The sequence below is a fragment of the Arenimonas alkanexedens genome, assembly GCF_054781355.1.
In genome coordinates this window covers 171,304-187,719 of sequence record NZ_BAAGUO010000003.1, presented here as the reverse complement: position 1 = coordinate 187,719, position 16,416 = coordinate 171,304, and the positions used below count along the sequence as shown (strand labels likewise).

Here is a 16,416-nt window from a genome sequence, read left to right as displayed (position 1 = left end):
TTGAAGCAATATAATTGCGTCTTAGAGACTGAGCGCGCCGCATATGGATAGTTCAAGCCTGGATCGCACCGACCTGGCCCTGCTGGCCATCCTCCAGCGCGAGGGGCGCATCAGCAATGCGGAACTGGCCGAGCGGGTCCGGCTGTCGGCCTCGGCCTGCCTGCGCCGGGTGCAGCGGCTGGAACAGTCCGGCGTGCTCGCCGGTTACGGCGCCCTGCTCGACCCGGCCCGCGTCGGGCTGGGTCTGCAGGCCTTCGTGCGGGTGCAGCTGGCCAGCCACGACGCCGACGCCATCGCGGCCTTCACCGCCCGGGTCAACGGCTGGGACGAAGTGGTGGCCTGCCACGCGCTGACTGGCGACATGGACTACCTGCTGCACGTCGCGGTGCAGGATCTGGCGCACTTCTCGCGCTTCCTGCTCGACCGTCTGCTCAACGCCAGCGGCGTCGCCGACGTGAACTCGAGCTTTGTACTGCGCACCGTGAAGCAGGCACGCGCCCTTCCCCTGGGCCATCTCGCCGACTGACCCGGCCTCAGGCCGGCGTCGTCATCCGTACCACCACCGCCCGCACCCGCGGTGCTAGCACCAGGACCAGCGGGAACGCGATCGGCCAGGCCACCGCGAAACTGCGGGCCCAGGCCAGCAGGTAGCCGTCGGCCAGCCCGCGGTTCACCGCGGTGATGATGCCGGACATGATCAGTGCCATCAGCAGTGACATCAGGAACGAAAACGCCAGGTTGGCGTGGCGGGGCGGGATGCGGAAACTCACGGCGAGGACTGGCCTCCGAAGGTCTTGCCGAAGAAATCACCTTCCTTCCAGGCCGGGCGGTCGTCGGCGTTGCCGACGCGACGACCGATCTCCGCGTTCAGGCGCGCCAGCATGGCCGCGCTCGGGTAGTGGATAGGCAGGTCGGTTTCGTCGCTGGGCTGGTGGTAATGGCCGGTGAGGAAGTCCTCGTACAGCGCCAGCGCATCCACGTCGGGATTGCGCGCCTTGATACCCGCGTCCAGATACACGGCCGGAATGCCCTGGCGCACGAATGCGTACTGGTCGGAGCGCACGAACACCACTTCCTCCGGCTTCGGGTCCGGGGTCAGGCCCACGCCCAGCTGCGCCGCCGCGGCCACCACGTCGGCCTCGAGGCTGGAGTGTTCGACCCCGATCGGCACCACGTCGGTAACGTCGGTCAGGAATACCGGCATGTCCATGTTGATATTGGCCACCAGCGAATCGCGCGGCACGGTCGGGAACTTCGCGAAGTAGTCGGCACCCAGCAGGCCGCGCTCCTCGGCGGTGACCGCCACGAACAGCAGCGAACGTCGCGGCTTGGCCGCATCGGCCTGCAGCTCGGTGGCCGCCTGCAGCATCACGGCGATGCCCAGCGCATTGTCGAAGGCGCCGTTGTAAATGCCGTCGCCGTCCACTTCGGCGCCGATGCCGATGTGGTCGAGGTGGGCGCTGTAGGCGATGTGTTCAGCGGCCAGCGCGGTATCGGAGCCTTCGATCTTTCCGACGACGTTGACGCTGTCCACGCGCTCGAGCGTGGTGGCGCCACTCAGAGTGACCTGGCCGGGCAGGTCGAAGGACTCGAGCTTGCCGCTCTCGCGCCGCTCGAAGATCTCGTCCACCGGCATCGGCGCGCCGGCCAGCAGCTTGCGGGCGCCGGCCACGCCCAGGCTGGCGGTGGCCCGGATCTGCGGCCAGGCATCCACCGGCCGGCCGTCGGTGTCCACCAGGCGCATGCCCGGCATCTGCCAGTTGCGCGCGCCGCGGGCCCAGGGGTATTTCGCATCGTCTACCGGGTTGCCGATGCCGATCGCGCCGATGGCGCCGCGCGCCGCCAGCTCGCTCATCTTCTGCTGGCCCGAGGAATGGAAGGCGCGCTGGGTGTTGCCGAAGGTGGATGGCGCGCCCGAGAAATACACCGCGACCTTGCCGGCCACGTCCACGTCCGCGAAATCGTCGTGATCGAGTTCCGGCGCGTGCACGGCCTGGCCAACGAACACCAGCGGCGCACTGACCACGTGGCTGGTGGCGTTGAAGTTCAGGCCCGGCAGGAATTCGTCCTGGAAGACGAAGACCAGCGCACCGTCCTCGCGCTGAACGGTGAACGTCGCGCCTTCGCGCACCCGGCGCGCCTCAAGCAAAGGCACCGCCTGGAAATAACTGCCGTCGTCGCCCGCGGGCGCCAGGCCGATGGCGCGGTAGCGGTTGGCGACGTAGTGCGCCGCCAGGTCGTAGCCGCGGGTGCCGGCGGCGCGGCCCTCGAGCAGGTCGTCGGCCAGGAAGGCGACGTCGGCTTCGATGCGGCGGGCGCCGTCGTCCGGGCCGGGCGCGGCGGCGGCGCTGGGCGGCGCATCGGGGGCGCCGCTGCAGGCAACCAGCAGGCAAAGAGCGATCGGGGCTAGCTTCATGGTCATGGCAGGGCTTCCTGGGGCGAGCGCAGACGCTAACACCGGCGCTGCCGTCGTGGAATGATGGCGGTATTGAAATCCAGGAGCAGGCGCATGGCGGGGACCGGACGGATCGCAGCACCAGGACGCGGCGAAGGCTGGCTGATCACCGGTATCGTGCTGGCGGCGCTGGCCTGGTCCGGCATCGCGCCCCATGACCGGCTGACCTGGGTGCTGGAGGTGATCTGGGTGATGGTCGGCCTGCCGCTGGTGGCCTGGGCCTGGGGCCGTTTCCCGCTCACCCGCCTGCTGGCCTGGCTGTTGGCGGCGCACGCGCTGGTGCTGATTTACGGCGGCGCCCACACCTATACCGAGACGCCCCTGGGCCTGTGGGTGAAGGAGGCCTTCGATCTGGCGCGCAATCACTACGACCGGCTGGGTCACTTCGCACAGGGCTTCGTTCCCGCCATCCTGGCGCGCGAGCTTTTGCTCAGGCGTACGCCGCTGCTGCGCGGCGCCTGGCTGAACTACCTGGTGGTGGCCGCGGCGCTTTCTTTCAGCGCTTTCTTCGAGCTGATCGAGTGGTGGGCGGCCCTGGTCTGGGGCGGCGACGCCGATGCCTTCCTGGCCACCCAAGGCGACGTGTGGGACACGCAGTGGGATATGTTCCTGGCGCTTTGCGGCGCGATCATCGCGCTGCTGCTGCTCAGTCGGCGGCACGACCGCCAGCTGGGCATGGCCTAGCGCGCAGGCGCCGGCTCCCAGCCGCTCATCGCGTCGGCCATCACCAGATTGCGGCCGGCGTTCTTGGCCGCGTACATCGCCCGGTCGGCGCGCTGCAGCAGCTGGGAAAAATGCCGGTCCATCGGCGCCAGCATCGCCACGCCGATCGAAAGCGTGGCCGAACGCCGGCCTTCGGCCAGCAGCAGCGGCCGGGCCGAGAAGCCCAGCCGGATTCTCTCGCCGGCGCTGACCGCGCTCGCGCTGTCGGTATTGGGCATCAGCACGATGAACTCTTCGCCACCAAGCCGGCCCAGTACGTCCTCGGCACGCATCTCCTCGCGGATACGGGCAACCGACTGCATCAAGGCCTGGTCGCCTGCGGCGTGCCCGAGTTCGTCGTTGATGCGCTTGAAGTGGTCGATATCGAGCACCAGCACGGCCAGCGGCATGCCGTGGCGGCGCGCGGCGGCCAGCGTCCGCGTCCCTTGCTCTTCGATGGCGCGCCGGTTGTAGCAGTCGGTGAGGAAGTCCACCCGCGCCGCGCGCTCGAGCTCGAGCTGGCTGCGTTCCGTGCACATCAGCAGGTAGCCGATGGTGGCGATCACCGGCAGTACGCTTCCCACCGCATAGGTGAGCAGTTGCACATGGGTGAGCTGGAACACGGCCGTCACCAGGCTGGGGTTGAAGACCAGCACCGAGGACCGGTAAAGCATGATCACCGCGGCGGCCGCGAATACGCCACCGGTGACCAGACGAATTGGACCTTGGCGCTGCGCATGGCGAAAGACGGTGAAGGCGCTATGGCCGAGCAGCAGGGCCAGCGCAGTGGAAATGGCGATCAAGCGCAGCGTCAGGTCCGGCGTGACGATGCCCCAATAGATCGATATCAGCACCGATAGCCCCACCAGACTGGCCAGCAGCCAGGGCGCGTACATCGCCCGGTAGAACAGCCGCAGCGAGTTCGCGTAAGCGGCGAACGCGAGCGCAATGAAGGTGTTGGCCAAGACCGTGGCCAGCCAGGGATCGAGCTGGTCGCGCAGGCTCAGCAGCACGAAACCCGCCGGCAGCAGCAGGGTCGCCGCGACCCAGTAGTACAGGCTGGGCCGGTACTCGGCCGTGAGCGACCGACCGACCAGCAACAGCACCAGGCCGATCATCAGCGTCAGCAGCGCGCCCACCAGCAGCGCCGAACGGATGTCGAACTGCCAGACCATCTCGGAGGGCGTCATGATCGGCAGTCTGCGCCGTGTGCTGGCTGGGGTCTAGCGTTGCTCCGGCTCCTGCGGAGGCGGGCGCGGCCGGAACTCCAGCACCACGCCCGTGGGTGGCTTGGGGCGCTGCCAAAGCACCGGGACCTCGCCGGGCGAAGGCAGTTCGAACTCAGGATCGGGCTCGGGGACTTCCGGCTCGTCATCCCAGCTGTAGCGCGGCTGCGGCGGCATGGGATCGGCGTGGCGCCATAGGAAGGCGGCGAGCACGCCCGCCACGGCGCCGCACAAGTGGTACTCCCAGGACACACCGGCCTCGCGGGGAAGCACCGTCAGCAACATGCCGCCGAAGAAGAAGAACGCGATCAGGCCGGCCGCGATGGCGGCCTTGTCCCGGCGCAGCACGCCCAGGGTAAACAGCAGGAAGCCCAGGCCGTGGGTCAGCCCGCTGGCGCCCAGGTGGAAGGAGGGCGATTGGCCGATCAGCCAGGTGCCCAGTCCCGACAGCAGCCAGATCACCGGCAGCGCGCGCAGGCCGGCGCGCGGATACACCGTGCCCACCAGGGTGCCCAGGATCAGCAGGCCGGAGGCGTTGGCCAGCCAGTGTCCGGCCGAGCCGTGCAGCAGCGGCGCCGTCAGCACGCCCAGCAGGCCAGCGGGTGACTGCGGCGACAGGGTGAAGGGCCGCAGGTCGCCCAACCAGGGCCCGCCGAAGAAGATGGCGCCCAACACGGCCACGAAGATCATGCTCACCAGCAGTGCGCGTCGGAAGCGATCACGCACGGCGGAGGCATGACGTTGGGCTTGTTCGTCCATCGAACCTAGATGGGGACCGGCGCTGGCCGGGGCAAGGCCAGGCTCAGGCCTGGCCGGGCCCGGCTTTGGGCTTGATCATCAGGCTAAGCACCATCGACGTCACCAGGACGGCGCCGACCACGCCCAGCGACACCGCCACCGGGATCTTGAAGATGTCGATCAGCAGCATCTTGCTGCCGATGAAGACCAGCACCATCGCCAGGCCATAGGCCAGCAGGTGGAACCGGTCGGCCATGTCGGCCAACAGGAAATAGAGCGCGCGCAGGCCCAGCACCGCGAACACGTTCGAGGTCAGCACGATGAAGGGATCGAGCGTGATGGCGAAGATCGCCGGAATCGAATCGACCGCGAAGATCACATCGGTGATCGCGATCATCACCAGCACCACGAACAGCGGCGTGTACTTGCGACGCTTACCCTCGCCGATCCACAGGGCTTCGCCGTGGTAGCGGCGGATCAGCGGCAGGTGGGCGGTGATCCAGCGCAGGATGGGGTTCTTGTCCATGTCCGGCTCCTGGCCGACGGCCCAGAACATCTTCAGGCCGGTGAAGAGCAGGAACGCACCAAACAGGTAGAGCACCCAGTGAAACTGGGCGATCAGGGCCGCGCCGACGAAGATCAGGATGCCGCGCAGCACGATCGCACCCAGCACGCCGAAGATCAGCACCCGCTGCTGCGACTGCGCGGGAACGCCGAAGTAGGTGAACAGCATCAGGAATACGAAGATGTTGTCCACCGCCAGCGCCTTCTCGACCAGGTAGCCGGTCAGGAATTCGAGCGCGATCCGGTCAGCCTCGGGGCCGGGCATCCGGTCCTGCAGGTACCACCACAGGCCCGCGTTGAAGATCAGCGCGAGCGCGATCCAGGCCGCCGACCACAGCAGGGCTTCGCGGGTCGAGACCTTGTGCGGACCGTTTTGGCGCAGGACCAGCAGATCAACCGCGAGCGCGGCCAGCACGAAGGCCGTAAAGATGACCCACATGAGCGGGGTAGCGATGGTTTCCAATCTATATCTCCGGTGCTGAGTTGCCTCGACCGCAGGCGAACCAGCCATCCCAGGACGGGACAGGCTGCGCCGCTGGCGGGCGAAGGTCTCGCTCGCAGGCCCGACGGGCCTGCCTGCCGTACCGGGGCTTTGGACAGCGGTCCAGGCCCGTGATGACGATATCGGCAGCGGGAGCTACTCCCCTTCTACGGCCAAGAGTTTGGCACGAGGGGTGAATCTGATGTCAATCACGGTTCGGCCAGTCTGGCTCGGGGTACGCTAAGGTTGCGCAGCAGTTGGGGTGGGAGCGGTTTATGGGGCTCGATGTCAGGTCAGTGATGCTGGTGGGAGTGCTTCTGAGCGCTCTGACCGTGATCTTGCTGACCCAGGCCGGGCGCTCGTTTCCGGTCGAACGGCGGCGTCACCTGAGAATCTGGACCGTGGGCCTGGTCATGCAGCCCTTGGCCTGGCTGTTGCTGGCCTCGCGGGGCGCGGTGCCGGACCTGATTTCGATCTCCCTGGGCAACGGTCTGCTCCTGTTCGGCTTCGCAGAGATGTGCCGGGCCCTGCGCGGCTTTTGCGGGCGGCCCGAGCGTCGCTGGCTATGGTGGGGTGCGGTGCTGGCGGCCACGGTACTGCTGATCCTGTTCGCCAAGGCCTGGCCGCACTACAGCGCGCGCGTGCTGGTGAACTCGGCCACGGGAATCATGTTGTTCACCGGCATGTCGCTGGCGCTCGCGCCGGCCTTTCGTCGGGACGGCTTCACCGCGGCGCGGCTGACCGGCGCCTTCGCCGCCCTCGGCGTGATCACCGCGTCCTGGCGCTTCCTCGAGCACCTGTCCAATCCGCGCCAGGTAGGCAGCCTGCTCGACGCCGGCGCCAGCGATACGGTGGTGTTCGTCTATGCCTGCGTGGGCGTGATGTTCCTGAGCCTGGGCTTCGTGCTGATGCATACCGAGCGCGCCTATGACGACTTGCGCAAGCTGGCGTCGGTGGATGCCCTGACCGGCGTGCTGGCCCGCAGCGGCCTGGTCGAGCAGGGTGAGCGTCTGCTGTCCGAGGCGCGCCGCTACGAGCGGCCGCTGTCTGCGCTGTTGATCGACCTGGATCGCTTCAAGGACGTCAACGACAGCCTGGGCCACGAGGCAGGCGACCGCCTGCTGCAGCACCTGTCCGAGCGCGCGCGCCTGGTGCTGCGCGGCGAGGACTTGCTGGGCCGCCTGGGCGGCGACGAATTCGTGGCCTTGCTGCCCAGCACGGACGCCGCCGGCGCCCGCGTGGTGGCCGAGCGTTTGCGCGATGCCCTGGCCCAGAAGCATCTCCGGGTCCAGGGCATGGAGGTGCCGGTGCCGCTGTCGATCGGTGTTGCCCAGTCTTCCCTGGGCGAGGAAGACCTCGACCATCTGCTCAAGCGCGCCGACCAGGCCATGTACCGGGCCAAACGCGCCGGCGGCGACCGGGTCGAATTGGACGCGGGCGGCTAGACGCCAGCGGCGGCCCGCCGGCCCCGGTATCATTCGCGTATGAATACCGCCGCCCTGCCCGTCATCCAGCTCAAGATCGAGCGCCGCTCGAACCATCCCTGGATCTTCCAGAAGATGGTCGAAAAGCCCGTGGCCAAGCCCAAGCCGGGCAGCCTCGTGGACATCGTCGACAACACCGGCAAGTGGGTGGGTCGGGGCTTCTACAACGGCCACTCGCGCATAGCCCTGCGGGTGCTGACTGAAGACCGTGACGAAGCCATCGACGAGGCCTGGTTCGCGCGCAAGATCCGCGCCGCCGTGGCCCTGCGCCGCGACCTGCTGCAGCTTGAGGCCACTACCGATGCCTGGCGGGTGGTGCATTCCGAAGGCGACGGTATTTCGGGCCTGGTCATTGATCGCTACGGCGACCTGCTGGTGGTGGAATTCTTCTCGGCGGGGCCGTTCCGCTACCGCGAATGGATCTACAGCGCCCTGCGCACCGAGTTCCCGGGCTGCCGCTTCTACAGCTTCTCCGAAGAACACGTGCAGAAGCAGGAAAGCTTCGACTTCCGCTCGCCGCCGGCGCCCGAACCCAGCGTCATCACCGAGCATGGCCTGAAATTCCGCGCCAGCCCGGGCAGCGGCCACAAGACCGGCTTCTTCGCCGACCAGCGCGACAACCGCGAATACCTCACGCGCTTCACCCAGGGCAAGCGGGTGCTCGATATCTGCTGCAATTCCGGCGGTTTCGCGATCTACGCCAAAGCTCGCGGTGGCGCCGACGAAGTCATCGGCATCGACCTGGACGAAGAGATCCTCGAGGTCGCCGAGAAGAACGCGCGCCTGAACGATGCCAAGGTCAAGTTCGTGCAGGCCGACCTGTTCCACTACCTGCGCGATGCGCACCAGCGCGGCGAACTGTTCGACGTCGTCATCCTCGACCCGGCCAAGCTCACGCGCGACCGCGAGCAGGTGATCGCGGCGCTCAAGAAATACAACGACATGAACAAGCTCGCCATGCAGGTCATCAAGCCCGGCGGCGTGCTGCTCACCTGCTCGTGCACCGGCCTGGTGGGCGAAGAGGAATTCCTGGACATGATCCGGCGCGCGGCGTTTTACGCCGGCCGCACCGTGCAGATCCTCAAGGTGGCCGGCGCCGGCGCCGACCATCCGTTCATGGCGCACGTCAAGGAAAGCCGCTACCTCAAGGCCGTGTTCTGCCGGGTCGAATGAGCCCTGTTCGCGCGCCCGACACGCGCCTGATGGACTAATTGGCTGATGTTCGATTCCCTCGACGCCGTCTGGACCCACGCCTGGGCACGCCTGTTGTCGGGCGCCCGCGGTCGCGATGATCCCTTCCACCAGGGCGTGCTTGCCAATGCCGCCGAGGCCGGCCCGCAGGCGCGCTACGCCGTGCTGCGCGCGGTGGATCCGGACGCCGCCACGGTGGCCTTCCACACCGATCGGCGCAGCCCGAAGCTGGCCCAGCTGCAGGCCGATCCCCGGCTGGCCTGGTGTTTCTTCGGCCACCGGGAACAGCTGCGGCTGCAGGGCCGGGTCGTGCTTCATCTCGACGACGCCGAAGCCGACGCCGCCTGGGCTGCCTGTGGCCGCGCCGCGCGAGCGACCTATGCCGTGCCGCTGGCGCCCGGAACGGCGCTGGCTGATCCGGCCGATGGTGATCGCCCGACCACGGCCGACGCCGCGAGCCTGACCGCCGCCCGTGGCCACTTCGCGCTGGTTCGGCTGCACCTGGACGCGTTGGACTGGCTGTCGCTGGCGGCCAGCGGCCATCGCCGCGCCGGCTTCCGGCCCGAGCACGGTCGCTGGCAGGGCAGCTGGCTGTCGCCGTGAACCGGCGGGCCTTCGGCTAGACTTCGCTCCCCGCCCCATGGAAGCCGTCGCTTGGACGTTCCCGCCCCCGCGCCGGGCGCACGTCGCGCCGCGCTAGCCTTCATTTTCATCACCGTGCTGGTGGACGTGCTGGCGTTCGGCGTGGTCATTCCGGTGCTGCCGCCGCTGCTTAAAAAGGTCACCGGCGGCGAGATTGCCAGCGGTACGATCTGGCACGGTCTGTTCGCCACCGGTTTCATGCTGATGCAGTTCTTCGCCCAGCCGGTGCAGGGGGCGCTGTCGGATCGCTTCGGTCGCCGGCCGGTCATCCTGATCTCGAACGCCGGCCTGGCGATCGACTTCCTGATCATGGCGATGGCCAATACGCTGCCGCTCCTGTTCATCGCGCGCCTGTTCGGCGGCATCACCTCGGCCAGTTTCAGCACCGCCAACGCCTACATCGCCGACGTGACCGCACCGGAAAAACGCGCCGCCGCCTTCGGCCGCCTTGGCATGGCCTTCGGACTGGGCTTCACGCTGGCGCCGGTGGCGGGCGCCTGGCTGGGAGCGATAGACCTGCACCTGCCGTTCTATGTCGCCGCGGCGCTGTGTTCGATCAACTTCTGCTACGGCTACTTCGTGCTGCCCGAGTCGCTGGCACCGGAGCGTCGCGCCGCTTTCGACTGGCGCCGCGCCAACCCGCTGGGCGCGCTGAAGCTGCTGCGTGGCCATCCCGAGCTGTTTGGCCTGGCCAGCGTCAGCTTCCTGATGGCGATGGCGCACCTGGTGTATCCGCTGACCTTCGTGCTGTACGCCGACTATCGTTTTGGCTGGAACGGCAGCGACGGCCTGCGCATGATCGGCTGGACCCTGCTGCTGGTCGGCGTGCTGAGCGTGATCGTGCAGGGTGGGCTGATCGGGCCGATCTCGCGCCGCCTGGGCGACCGCCGCACCGTGCTGCTGGGATCGGCGATGGGTGGCCTGGGCTTCGTGCTCTACGCACTGGCGCCGAACGGCTACTGGTTCTGGGCGGCCATGCCGGTGGCGGCGCTTTGGGCGATTGCCGGGCCGGCGGCGCAGTCGCTGATGACCGCGCGGGTCGCACCGGGCGAGCAGGGCCGGCTGCAGGGCGCCATTGGCAGCCTGAACTCGATCGCCGGCATCCTGGGTCCCACCCTGTTTACCCAAACGCTGGCCTTCGTGGCCGCGCGCAATGTGCAGGGACCCCTGGCCGGCGCCACCTTCCTGCTGGCGGCGCTGATGGTGTCGCTGGCAGGGTTGCTGGCGTGGCGGGTGACGCGCACGCCGTCGTGACGTGGGCCGGGGGTAGCATAAGGGCCTCAACGGAGAACGACGATGGACAAGCCGAGTAAAGAAGACGCCGAAGCCGCCGTGCGCACCCTGCTGCGCTGGGCCGGCGAAGACCCGCAGCGCGAGGGCCTGCTCGACACCCCGCGGCGCGTCGTGGACGCGTATGGCGACTGGTTCAGCGGCTATCGCGAAGAGCCCCGCGAATACCTGGCCCGCACCTTCGAAGAGGTGGCCGGCTACGACGAAATGATCGTCCTGCGTGACATCGAGTTCGAATCGCACTGCGAACACCATATGGCGCCGATCATCGGCAAGGCCCACATCGGCTACCTGCCCAACGGCAAGGTGGTGGGCATCAGCAAGCTGGCCCGCGTGGTCGAGGCCTACGCCCGCCGCTTCCAGGTGCAGGAGAAGATGACCGCCCAGATCGCCCGCTGCATTGAGGAAGTGCTGCAGCCGCGCGGCGTCGGCGTGGTGGTGGTGGGTGCGCATGAATGCATGACCACGCGCGGCATCCACAAGCGCGGCGTCAGCATGGTGACTTCGAAGATGCTGGGCGCCTTCCGCGAGGACGCCCGCACCCGCGCCGAATTCCTTCGCTTTATCGAGGTCGGCCCCGGCCGCTGAGGCCGAGGCTGGCGGGCGCGGCCGCGACGCCTATAATCGGGCCATGAGCGACCCCCGCGCCCAGCTGCAAGATCTCCGTTCCCGCATCGAAGCCGCGCCGGCCCTGCCCGAGCGCAGCGACTGGCTGGCCTGCCTCGACGCTGCCCTGCAGGCCTTGGGTACCGCCGCACCGCCGGCCGCCCAGCTCGAACGCCTGCGCCAGGACGTCGAGGAAGCCGAGCACGCGCGCGATGCCGCCAACCTGCAGCGTATGAAGGTGTCCGGCCAACTCAACACCCTGCACAAGTCGCTCGCCGCGGCGGCGCCGCAGCTGGAGGGCAGCAAGGACGCCCAGAGCGACGCCCTGCGTCGCGTCGAATGGCTGGCCAGCCATGGCGGAGACGATCCGGCCGCGGCGGTAGCCGCGAAGACCGCCGAAATGGAGGCCCCGATGCCGGGGCGCGCCGTGCTCGAGGCCGTGATTGCCGGCGAGCGCAAGTTCACCAAGCAACAGCTCGAATTCTCGATCGCCGAGGCGATGGTGCTGACCGGCTGGCAGCAGACCCCGCTTGAGTTGATGGAGCAGGGCGAAGCCTGGCTGGCCGGGCTGATTCTTGAGAACCAGGCCGCTTCCCTCTGAAGTCAGCCGGGGTTTGGGTAGCTGAACGGCCCGCGTGGCTTGGTTCGCTATCGGGCGTCCAAAGGAGTATCTCTGGAAGGGCCATTCCGCAAAACCCACAGAGGTTCGCCATGAAGACCCCATTCAAGACCGTGCTGTCCGCTTCCATCCTTGCCATGCTGATCGCCGGCTGCCAGAGCACGGGCGGCTACTCGTCTGCCCCTCGGCCAGCAGGCGAGGAGGAAGGCATGAATCGCACCCAGAAGGGCGCCCTGATCGGTGCCGCGGCTGGCGTCGTGGCCGGTCTGCTCAGCGGCGGCGACGCCACCGAGCGCCGCCAGCGTGCGCTGGTGGGTGCTGGCGTCGGCGGCCTGGCCGGCGGCGCCATCGGCCGCTACCAGGACAATCAGGAGCGCGCCCTGCGTGAGCGCATGGCCGGCACCGGCGTCGAGGTCGTGCGTCAGGGCGACAACATCACGCTCGACATGCCCGAGGCTATTACCTTCGGCTTCGACAGCTACGCGCTGCGCTCGAACTCCTATTCGGTGCTCAACACCGTTGCCGACACGCTGGCCGAGTACAACCAGACCATCGTCGAAGTCGCCGGCCATACCGACAGTGTTGGCGCCGCCGCCTACAACCAGAAGCTGTCCGAGCAGCGGGCACAGGCCGTGGCCAATTACCTCACCAGCCGCGGTCTGAACCGTGAGCGCCTGATGGTCACTGGCGCCGGCGCCACCCGTCCGGTGGCCAGCAACAGCACCGACGCCGGCCGCGCCGAGAACCGTCGCGTCGAGATCACCCTGGTACCCATCCGCTCCTGATCGCGCTTGATTCGGGGGCGGGGCCTGCGCCCCGCCCCCGATGCTTCAGCTGGCGCGCCAGTTCGCCAGCAGCGTGGCTTCGCGGGCCTTGGCCTTGGCGAAATGCGCTTCCTTGACGTGGCCATAGCCGCGGATGTGTTCCGGCACCGAGGCAATCTCGGCGGCCAGGCCGACATTGTCGGCAGCGAGCTTGCCCAGCAGCTCTTCGACCGTCTTCGCGTAGTCGGTAATCAGCTGGCGCTCCATGCGGCGCTCCTCGGTCTTGCCGAACAGGTCGAAGGCCCCGCCGCGCAGGAACTTCAGCTTCCTGATCAGCCGGAACGCCGTGAAGATCCACGGGCCGTATTCCTGCTTGAGCAAGTGGCCGTCGGCATCGCGCTTGGAGAACATCGGCGGCGCCAGGTTGAAGTGCAGCTTGTAGTCGCCTTCAAACTGGCGGGCAATGCGCTGCTGGAAGTCGCCCGAGGTGTACAGCCGCGCCACTTCGTACTCGTCCTTGTAGGCCATGAGCTTGAAGTAGTAGCGGGCCACGGCCGCGGTCAGCGCGGTCGAACCGTCGGCCTTGCGGGCCTCGGCCTGGCGCACCTTGTCCACCAGCGCGACGTAGCGGCCGGCATAGGCCTTGTCCTGGTAGTCGGTGAGGAACTTGACCCGGCGTTCGATCAGTTCGTCGAGGGACGTGCTGATCGCCTCGTCGTCGAGGGCGCCGGCCATCGGGACTGAAGTCCCTCCCACAGGGGCTTCCAGCAGGCCCGCGGCTTCCAGCACCGCATCCGGGTTGATCGCCGACAGTCGGCCCCAGGCGAAGGCGGTCTTGTTCATTTCAACCGCGGCGCCGTTGAGCTCGACTGCGCGTTCGATCGCCTCCAGGCTGATCGGCACCAGCCCGCGCTGCCAGGCCACGCCCAGCATGAACAGGTTGGTGGCGATGGCGTCGCCCATCAGCGCGGTGGCGATCTCGGTGGCGGCGACCTGCAGCGGCTCGCGGCCGCCGAGTGCGGTGCGGATGGCCTCGACGATGCCGTCGGCCGGGAACTGCATGTCCGGCTGGCGGGTGAAGGGACCCGGCATCGCCTGGTAATCATTGATCACCACTTCGGTACGGTCCGAACGGATCTTCGACAGCGCCCAGTAGTCGTTGACCACGACCATGTCGCAGCCCAGCACCAGGTCGGCTTCGCCGGCGGCGATGCGCACGGCGTGGATGTCGGCCGGCGTCTTCGAGATGCGCACGTGGGTGGTGACGGCGCCGCCCTTCTGGGCCAGGCCGGTCTGGTCGAGCACCGAGGCGCCCTTGTTCTCCAGATGCGCGGCCATGCCCAGCAGCGCACCGATGGTCACCACGCCGGTGCCGCCGACGCCGGTGATCAGGATGTTCCAGGGCTGTTCCAGGTCGCCGCGAATGACCGGCGCCGGCAGGTTCGCCAGCAGCTCCTTGTTGCCGCTGCCCTTGCGCTTGCGCAGCCCGCCGCCCTTGACGGTGACGAAGCTCGGGCAGAAGCCCTTCACGCAGCTGAAGTCCTTGTTGCAGTTGCTCTGGTCGATCTCGCGCTTGCGGCCGTACTCGGTTTCCTTGGGCAGCACCGAGACGCAGTTCGACTTCACGCCGCAGTCGCCACAGCCTTCGCAGACCAGCGAATTGATGACGGTGCGCTTGGCCGGGTCAACGACCTTGCCGCGCTTGCGGCGACGGCGCTTTTCCGCGGCGCAGGTCTGGTCGAAGATCAGCACCGAGGTGCCTTCCACTTCGCGCAGGCGCTTTTGCTGCACTTCCAGCTCGCTGCGGTCGAAGAACTCGACGCCGGACGGGAAGATCGACTTGTTGCTCCACTTCTCGATGTCGTCCGACAGCACCACGATGGTCTTGACGCCCTCGCTGCGCACCTGGTGCGCGATGTCGGGCACGGTGAGCGTGCCGTCCACCGGCTGGCCGCCGGTCATGGCCACGGCGTCGTTGTAGAGGATCTTGTAGGTGATGTTCACCTTGGCGGCGATCGACTGGCGGATCGCCAGCGAGCCGGAATGGAAATAGGTGCCGTCGCCCAGGTTCTGGAAGACGTGCTTTTCATCGGTGAAAGGCGCCTGGCCCGACCAGGTGACGCCTTCGCCACCCATGTGGGTGAAGGTGTCGGTCTTGCGGTCCATCCAGGTCACCATGTAGTGGCAACCGATGCCGCCCAGCGCGCGGCTGCCTTCCGGCACCAGCGTGGACGAGTTGTGCGGGCAGCCCGAGCAGAAGTGCGGCACCCGCGGGAAATTGGCGCGTGGCGCGGCCAGCTCGCGCTCCTTGGCGCTGATCCATTCCAGGCGGCTGTCCATCTGCCCGGAGCGGAAGAAGCGCTGCACGCGGCCGGCGATGACGCGGGCGATGCGCGCCGGGGTCAGCTCGTTGGTGCTGGGCAGCACCCAGTTCTCGAGCTCGTCGAACTTGCCGACGATCGAAGGACGGTGCTCCCAGTTGTACATGTATTCCTTCATCTGCCGCTCGACGAAGCTGCGCTTCTCCTCGACGACGATGATGTCTTCCAGCCCGCGCGCGAACTCGCGGATGCCCAGCGGCTCCAGCGGCCAGGTCATGCCGACCTTGTAGACGCGGATGCCGATGTCTTCGGCCACCTTGCGATCAATGCCCAGGTATTCCAGCGCCTGCAGCACGTCCAGATAGCTCTTGCCGGTGGTGACGATGCCCAGCCGCGCCTTGGGCGAATCCATCACCACCTTGTCGATGTGGTTGGCGCGCGCGAACGCCTGCGCGGCCTTCACCGCGTACTGGTGCAGGCGCATTTCCTGGTCCAGCGGCGGGTCCGGCCAGCGGATGTTGAGACCACCCTGGGGCAGCTCGAAGTCGCCCGGCAGGATGATGTCGAGCTGGTGCGGGTTGACGTTGACCGAAGCCGAGGACTCCACGGTTTCAGCAATCGTCTTGAAGCCGATCCAGCGGCCGGTGTAGCGGCTCATGGCCCAGCCCAGCAGGCCCATGTCCAGGATGTCCTGCACGCCGGCCGGGTTGAGCACCGGCATCATCGCGCTTTCGAACTCGCCTTCCGAACCGTGCGGCAGCGTCGACGAGCGGCAGGCGTGGTCGTCCGCGGCCAGCGCCAGCACGCCGCCCAGCTTCGAGGTGCCGGCGGCATTGCCGTGCTTGAACACGTCGCCGCAGCGGTCAACGCCCGGGCCCTTGCCGTACCACATCGAAAACACGCCGTCGTACTTCGCGCCCTGGAACAGGTTGGTCTGCTGCGAGCCCCACACCATGGTCGCGCCCAGGTCCTCGTTGAGGCCCGGCGTGAACTCGATGCCGCTGGCCTGCAGGTGCTTGCGCGCCTTCCACAGCTCCAGGTCGAAACCGCCCAGCGGCGAACCGCGATAGCCCGAGATGAAGCCCGCCGTGTTGACGCCCGCGGCGCGGTCGCGCATCTGCTGCATCAGCGGCAGCCGCACCAGCGCCTGCACCCCGGACAGGTAGATCCGGCCTTCTTCACGCGTGTATTTATGCTCGAGCGTGTACTCGCGGTCGAGCGAACGTTCGGTCGGGAGGGTGGGGACAGACATGGGCGTTTTCCGGGGCTGGAGCAAAGACCCGGAATTATACCCGGCCCGGCAGGTCCGGCCGGGTGGCGTGGGTCCGCGTCG

15 protein-coding genes are annotated in these 16,416 nt (G+C 67.8%); 9 read left to right on the top strand and 6 right to left on the bottom strand.

Translation table 11 applies throughout. The features are described 5' to 3' along the window. Positions 1-43: 43 nt before the first annotated feature. On the top strand, positions 44-526 hold the full coding sequence (locus tag ACYVGY_RS08855; RefSeq protein ID WP_460457124.1) for an Lrp/AsnC family transcriptional regulator: 483 nt from the start codon (positions 44-46) through the stop codon (positions 524-526). A gap of 7 nt (positions 527-533) precedes the next feature. Here the strand turns inward: ACYVGY_RS08855 and ACYVGY_RS08850 are convergent, their stop codons facing one another. Continuing rightward, positions 534-770 (bottom strand): DUF2798 domain-containing protein, encoded by a 237-nt coding sequence (locus ACYVGY_RS08850; protein WP_460457123.1) that lies wholly within the window; start codon positions 768-770, stop codon positions 534-536. Next, positions 767-2,422 carry a M28 family metallopeptidase gene (locus ACYVGY_RS08845; protein WP_460457122.1) on the bottom strand — a complete coding sequence of 552 codons (1,656 nt, stop codon included), beginning with the start codon at positions 2,420-2,422 and terminating at the stop codon, positions 767-769. The genes ACYVGY_RS08850 and ACYVGY_RS08845 overlap by 4 nt, the downstream gene beginning before the upstream one ends. Positions 2,423-2,509: 87 nt before the next feature. On the opposite strand from ACYVGY_RS08845, the gene ACYVGY_RS08840 reads away from it, so the two are divergent. Beyond that, positions 2,510-3,139, top strand: coding sequence for a DUF2238 domain-containing protein (locus ACYVGY_RS08840; protein ID WP_460457121.1), 630 nt, complete (start codon positions 2,510-2,512; stop codon positions 3,137-3,139). On the opposite strand, the gene ACYVGY_RS08835 is transcribed toward ACYVGY_RS08840, so the two are convergent. The 3 genes from ACYVGY_RS08835 to ACYVGY_RS08825 are packed head-to-tail and all read right to left on the bottom strand — an operon-like array spanning position 3,136 to position 6,148. After that, complete coding sequence (locus ACYVGY_RS08835; RefSeq protein ID WP_460457120.1) at positions 3,136-4,347, bottom strand: GGDEF domain-containing protein; 1,212 nt, start codon at positions 4,345-4,347, stop codon at positions 3,136-3,138. The two genes, ACYVGY_RS08840 and ACYVGY_RS08835, sit on opposite strands and share 4 nt — an antisense overlap. A gap of 33 nt (positions 4,348-4,380) precedes the next feature. Beyond that, the gene (locus tag ACYVGY_RS08830; RefSeq protein ID WP_460457119.1) at positions 4,381-5,142 is read right to left on the bottom strand and encodes a rhomboid family intramembrane serine protease; all 762 of its coding nucleotides are present in this window, start codon (positions 5,140-5,142) and stop codon (positions 4,381-4,383) included. Between the two features lie 43 nt (positions 5,143-5,185). Beyond that, complete coding sequence (locus ACYVGY_RS08825) at positions 5,186-6,148, bottom strand: TerC family protein (RefSeq protein WP_460457118.1); 963 nt, start codon at positions 6,146-6,148, stop codon at positions 5,186-5,188. Positions 6,149-6,498: 350 nt separating this feature from the next. Between ACYVGY_RS08825 and ACYVGY_RS08820 the strand changes: the two genes are divergently transcribed. The 7 genes from ACYVGY_RS08820 (at position 6,499) to ACYVGY_RS08790 (ending at position 12,783) form a co-directional block, all read left to right on the top strand. Beyond that, positions 6,499-7,611, top strand: coding sequence for a GGDEF domain-containing protein (locus ACYVGY_RS08820; protein WP_460457117.1), 1,113 nt, complete (start codon positions 6,499-6,501; stop codon positions 7,609-7,611). A gap of 39 nt (positions 7,612-7,650) precedes the next feature. Further along, complete coding sequence (locus ACYVGY_RS08815; protein WP_460457116.1) at positions 7,651-8,823, top strand: class I SAM-dependent rRNA methyltransferase; 1,173 nt, start codon at positions 7,651-7,653, stop codon at positions 8,821-8,823. A 45-nt stretch (positions 8,824-8,868) separates the two neighbouring features. Continuing rightward, complete coding sequence (locus tag ACYVGY_RS08810) at positions 8,869-9,444, top strand: pyridoxamine 5'-phosphate oxidase family protein (RefSeq protein WP_460457115.1); 576 nt, start codon at positions 8,869-8,871, stop codon at positions 9,442-9,444. Positions 9,445-9,495: 51 nt separating this feature from the next. Further along, positions 9,496-10,737, top strand: a complete 1,242-nt coding sequence (locus ACYVGY_RS08805) for a TCR/Tet family MFS transporter (protein ID WP_460457114.1) — start codon at positions 9,496-9,498, stop codon at positions 10,735-10,737. 42 nt (positions 10,738-10,779) lie between these two features. Next, the gene (folE, locus tag ACYVGY_RS08800) at positions 10,780-11,361 is read left to right on the top strand and encodes a GTP cyclohydrolase I FolE (protein ID WP_460457113.1); all 582 of its coding nucleotides are present in this window, start codon (positions 10,780-10,782) and stop codon (positions 11,359-11,361) included. A 43-nt stretch (positions 11,362-11,404) separates the two neighbouring features. Continuing rightward, a complete protein-coding gene (locus ACYVGY_RS08795; RefSeq protein ID WP_460457112.1) occupies positions 11,405-11,980 on the top strand; it encodes a hypothetical protein in 576 nt (191 codons plus the stop codon). Between the two features lie 110 nt (positions 11,981-12,090). Further along, complete coding sequence (locus tag ACYVGY_RS08790; RefSeq protein WP_460457111.1) at positions 12,091-12,783, top strand: OmpA family protein; 693 nt, start codon at positions 12,091-12,093, stop codon at positions 12,781-12,783. A gap of 45 nt (positions 12,784-12,828) precedes the next feature. Here ACYVGY_RS08790 and ACYVGY_RS08785 read toward each other — a convergent pair whose 3' ends face one another. Next, positions 12,829-16,335 (bottom strand): indolepyruvate ferredoxin oxidoreductase family protein, encoded by a 3,507-nt coding sequence (locus tag ACYVGY_RS08785; RefSeq protein WP_460457110.1) that lies wholly within the window; start codon positions 16,333-16,335, stop codon positions 12,829-12,831. Between the last annotated feature and the right edge of the window lie 81 nt (positions 16,336-16,416).

Coding starts and splice junctions, on each gene's coding strand:
- ACYVGY_RS08790 (WP_460457111.1), top strand. CDS start 12,091: ATGAAGACCCCATTCAAGACCGTGCTGTCCGCTTCCATCCTTGCCATG.
- ACYVGY_RS08810 (WP_460457115.1), top strand. CDS start 8,869: ATGTTCGATTCCCTCGACGCCGTCTGGACCCACGCCTGGGCACGCCTG.
- ACYVGY_RS08855 (WP_460457124.1), top strand. CDS start 44: ATGGATAGTTCAAGCCTGGATCGCACCGACCTGGCCCTGCTGGCCATC.
- ACYVGY_RS08835 (WP_460457120.1), bottom strand. CDS start 4,347: ATGACGCCCTCCGAGATGGTCTGGCAGTTCGACATCCGTTCGGCGCTG.
- ACYVGY_RS08840 (WP_460457121.1), top strand. CDS start 2,510: ATGGCGGGGACCGGACGGATCGCAGCACCAGGACGCGGCGAAGGCTGG.
- ACYVGY_RS08785 (WP_460457110.1), bottom strand. CDS start 16,335: ATGTCTGTCCCCACCCTCCCGACCGAACGTTCGCTCGACCGCGAGTAC.
- ACYVGY_RS08845 (WP_460457122.1), bottom strand. CDS start 2,422: ATGACCATGAAGCTAGCCCCGATCGCTCTTTGCCTGCTGGTTGCCTGC.
- ACYVGY_RS08830 (WP_460457119.1), bottom strand. CDS start 5,142: ATGGACGAACAAGCCCAACGTCATGCCTCCGCCGTGCGTGATCGCTTC.
- ACYVGY_RS08815 (WP_460457116.1), top strand. CDS start 7,651: ATGAATACCGCCGCCCTGCCCGTCATCCAGCTCAAGATCGAGCGCCGC.
- ACYVGY_RS08795 (WP_460457112.1), top strand. CDS start 11,405: ATGAGCGACCCCCGCGCCCAGCTGCAAGATCTCCGTTCCCGCATCGAA.
- folE (WP_460457113.1), top strand. CDS start 10,780: ATGGACAAGCCGAGTAAAGAAGACGCCGAAGCCGCCGTGCGCACCCTG.